Below are 3877 nucleotides of genomic sequence, written 5' to 3'. Positions count from 1 at the left end.
TACCCTGAGAATCGCCTAACCGAAAACTGTCCACAAAACCGGGGCAACTCCACTTGGGCGATCGTGAAGATCTTCCTAAATGTGCCCATCGAAGCCACGGACCAAGGCGACTTCTCAATAGGTTCCGACGGAACGGTCCGGTTCGACAAAACGCCGGACCACGCCGATCCCCATGACTACAACCAGAACAACATCTACAAGATCAGGCTGACGGCCACCACCGCCGACGGCCCGCCGGCCACCGACGCCAACGGCCGGGAGTGCATCAACCCAGAGGAATGCACCCACATCTTCGTGACGGTGGGTGTCACACCCACGGCGCCGCGGCCCCAGGCCCCGCCTCCCAACTTTGGCGGCGGTGGTGGGGGCAGCTTTGGGGGCAGCAGCGGCGGCGGCGGCGGCGGAGGCGGCGGTGGAGGGGGTGGTCCCCTCGGTCCGGTGCTGGTGGGCGGGTTCACCGACGTTCTTGCCGATGCGTACTACGCGCTACCGGTGGTGACGCTTTCGGGGCGCGGGGTGTTCGCCCGCACCGGGTGCGGCCCGCTGAGTTTCTGCCCGGGGGATCGGATCGACCGCAAGACGATGGCGGTGTGGATGGTGCGGGTCCTCGACGGCAGGAACCCGCAGCCGGTGACAGAGTCGAGGTTTGTCGATGTGGAACCGTCATCGTTCCACGCCAGGTTCATCGAGCGCCTGGCCGAGATGGAGATCACCAGCGGTTGTGGTGATGGGCGGTTCTGTCCCGACCGTACGGTGACCCGGGCACAGGCGGCGGTGCTCCTGGTTAAGGCCTACGGGTTGGCCGCCGGTCCGGATCCGGACTTCGCCGATGTTCCCGCCGCCGCGTGGTATGCCGACCCTGTGGCCCGCCTGGCCGCTTCCGGGATAACGGCCGGCTGTGGCAACTCTCGGTTCTGCCCCGGAAGCACGGTGACCCGGGCCCAGATGGTGACGTTTCTCTACCGAGCCCAGAACCTGCGGGCAGCACCTTCCCCGCCGACTCCGGTCCTGGTGGGCGGGTTCACCGACGTTGCTACCGGTGCGTACTACACCCAGCCGGTGGTGACCCTTTCGGGCCGTGGGGTGTTCGCCCGCACCGAATGCGCCCCGCAGGGCTTCTGTCCCGGGGATCCGATCGATCGCAAGACCATGGCCGTGTGGATGGTGCGGCTCCTCGAAGGTAGGGATCCGTCGGCTGTGCCGGCGTCTATGTTCGAAGATGTGGACCCGTCAGGGTTCTACGCGCCGTTCATCGAGCGCCTGGCCGAGTTGGAGGTCACCAGCGGTTGTGGTGATGGGCGGTTCTGTCCCGACCGTACGGTGACCCGCGCACAGATGGCGGTGCTCCTTGCTCGGGCCTACGAGTTGGCAGAGGGCCCGGATCCGGGTTTCGCGGATGTGCGCGCCGGCGCGTGGTACGCCGACCGGGTCGCCCGTCTGGCCGCTTCCGGGATAACGTCCGGCTGCGGCTCCGGTCCGCCTCGTTTCTGCCCTGACGACAAGGTGACCCGGGCCCAGATGGCCACCTTCCTCTACCGAGCCGAAACCCGCCCCACCCCGTCCTGATTCCTGGTTTCTAGTTCCTAGTCTCTAGTTGCTGGTTATTGGCTCTGAGTAACTCATGGTTTCAATAGATTTACAATGTCAGCCGAGCACCACGGGTCAGGATCCCTTTTACCTCGATCTCTGGTCGGAACGAAACGGGGATTACGTACCTAGCTAGGTGAGCGCAGGACCCACTCCTTCACGCCATTCCCCACACCAGTCGTTTTGGCGTGTCCAAGGGTAGATCGGGTGTAGTTCTTTGTTTGGGTCTGGCTCCAAATCCGAATGTAGGTTCAGCTCATCATCCAGGTACGTGGTCTTGGGTGGGTACCGACGACACAGACCAGTCGGAAGGTCTTGGGGCAGCCAGTACCGACAACTATTACAGCTAGGTGGTGGTTGAGTACTCATGTCTGGAGCATATCACGACAGCCCCCATACATGGTACAATGCCTCCAGCAGATGAGCGGGAGTCCTAGACGTTGAGTCCGGGACTCCCGCTCTTCGTTTTGGAGGGTTGCCCACAGGTGTGGGACGAGGCTTAGGAAAGTCCCGACAGGACGGGGAAGGGGGTGCTGCTAGGTGTTGCTTGGCACGGCCAAGGGTACCGGAACCAGATTCTTGCAGAAAGTCTTGAAGATCGCGAAAAAGTCAATCTGTTTAAATGTTGTGACGCTATACTTATAGAGTTATAAGGGAAGAGGCCCCGGAGCGTGGCCCCAAAGTGGTAGATGTCCCACTGGCTGTGGGGTCGCCACCCTGAGGACGCTGCTCCGAGGCCCCTTGGTGTGCCGTCGCACGTCCCCACTGTACCACGCCATCTCCGATTTGCGGCACCTCGGCTGCTCCCCTAATTACCTACGTAGCCCCCAACGAAACTGGTCTCTCACCGATATCAAAGTGGTCCTGGGTGTCGTGCTGAGGGAGGCGTTTCCTCACGTACGGCCTCCGGCAGCCGAAGAGTGGCCCGACTAGCCTCACCCTTGTGTGTTAACTCAAGGGGAGGAGACACGGTGACTCGGAAGCGGGTGTCGATTGCCATCGGTGTGGTGGCCGTTGTGTTGGGGATTGTGTTCGCAGTGAACGGCGAAGACGGGCTAATGCTCCTGATGGTCGGGGTAGCGTTGGTCGGGTTCGGCGTGAGTGGCTGGAGCAGCACCGACAACTAGCCCCTGGTGTCCAATAGTGACACCCCCCCCAACAGCAACCAGGAACCCGCCCAACGCCGGATAGTTCCGATCCCGAATGGGTCACGGTCTACCGGTATCCCATCGCGTGGATGGTCGGTGGGTTCCTGTCATCAACGGGATTGTGGATGGGCACCGTATCGAGGGCAGACCCCGCTACCGGCTGGCCGTCGTCGGGCTCGTTCTCTCCGCTGGCTCGTTCATGGTGAGGCTGGCTCGGATTCGGCTGTCTGGTTGCCTGTTTAACCGCGAGATGGATTGAACTTACGATTTACTATTGACGATTACAACTAGCAACTAGCAACTAGATATACCCGTGGCGCTCGAGGCCGGCGAGCGGCGACTCGCCCTCCCGCATCTCAGCCCGGACCATCTCCTCGGCGCCGACGATCTCCTCCGAACGGATCAGCACCTGCTCGGCGTCATCGCGGGGGATCACCAGGATGCCGTCGAACTCGGCCAGGATCACGTCACCCGGGTGGACGGTGACCTCGCCGATGGTGACCGGCACCTGGGAGGCGACCATCTCCCAGCGGCCGATGGCGTTGAGCGGCGACAGGTCCCGGTAGAACACCTGAAACCCGATGTCCCGGATCCCCTCGATGTCCCGCAGGTTGCCGTCCAGGATGGCGCCCACGCAGCCGTGCTGCCGGGCCGAGTTGCAGCAGAGCTCGCCCAGGTGCCCCACGTGCGTGTCCGGGCTGACCGACACCAGCACGCTGTCGGGAGTGAGGTTCTCGAACACCTGCAGGTAGGAGGTGATCCGCTCGATGCCGGGCTCGCGCCCGATGCGCGGCTCGATGGGCGCTCCCTGGACCGTGTGCGCCAGCCCGGCGATGCGTTGCTCGGGGAAGAGCGGCCGCAGGTAGCTGGGCAGGACCTGTTCGGGAAGCCCCATCCAGTAGAGGGCGTCGCAAACGGCCGGCACGTACAGCCTCCGGTAGCGGGCGCAGAGTTCGGCAGGTGGAATGCTCATTGTGACCCTCCCAGGTATCGGAGCGCGGCCAGGGCGTAGATTTCCGCCGCCTGCGCCACGCTGCCGGCGGACAGGTACTCGTTGGGACTGTGGGCGCGAGGCAGCATGCCCGGTCCGAAGGCCGCCACGCAGGGGATCCCCGCGGTCAGCTGGAAATGGGGCGCGTCGG

The 3877-nt window shown here is 63.6% G+C and carries 3 protein-coding genes; 2 read left to right on the top strand and 1 reads right to left on the bottom strand.

What is annotated here, in order from left to right:
* Window positions 1-63: 63 nt before the first annotated feature.
* Together OXK16_05195 and OXK16_05190 are read left to right on the top strand one after the other, a co-directional pair.
* Entirely contained in the window at window positions 64-1566 is a 1503-nt protein-coding gene (locus OXK16_05195) for an S-layer homology domain-containing protein (protein ID MDE0375342.1), read from the top strand.
* A 992-nt stretch (window positions 1567-2558) separates the two neighbouring features.
* A complete protein-coding gene (locus OXK16_05190) occupies window positions 2559-2714 on the top strand; it encodes a hypothetical protein (protein ID MDE0375341.1) in 156 nt (51 codons plus the stop codon).
* Window positions 2715-3036: 322 nt separating this feature from the next.
* Here the strand turns inward: OXK16_05190 and OXK16_05185 are convergent, their stop codons facing one another.
* Entirely contained in the window at window positions 3037-3708 is a 672-nt protein-coding gene (locus OXK16_05185; protein ID MDE0375340.1) for an RraA family protein, read from the bottom strand.
* Between the last annotated feature and the right edge of the window lie 169 nt (window positions 3709-3877).

The sequence above is a fragment of the bacterium genome (assembly GCA_028821235.1).
Classification (GTDB): Bacteria; Actinomycetota; Acidimicrobiia; order Spongiisociales; family Spongiisociaceae; genus Spongiisocius.
The sequence above is the reverse complement of the archived record's forward strand: the minus strand, read 5'-3'. Positions and strand labels throughout refer to the sequence as shown.

What these genes read in the sequence shown, in the direction of transcription:
- OXK16_05185 (MDE0375340.1), bottom strand. Translation starts at nt 3,708, where the DNA reads ATGAGCATTCCACCTGCCGAACTCTGCGCCCGCTACCGGAGGCTGTAC.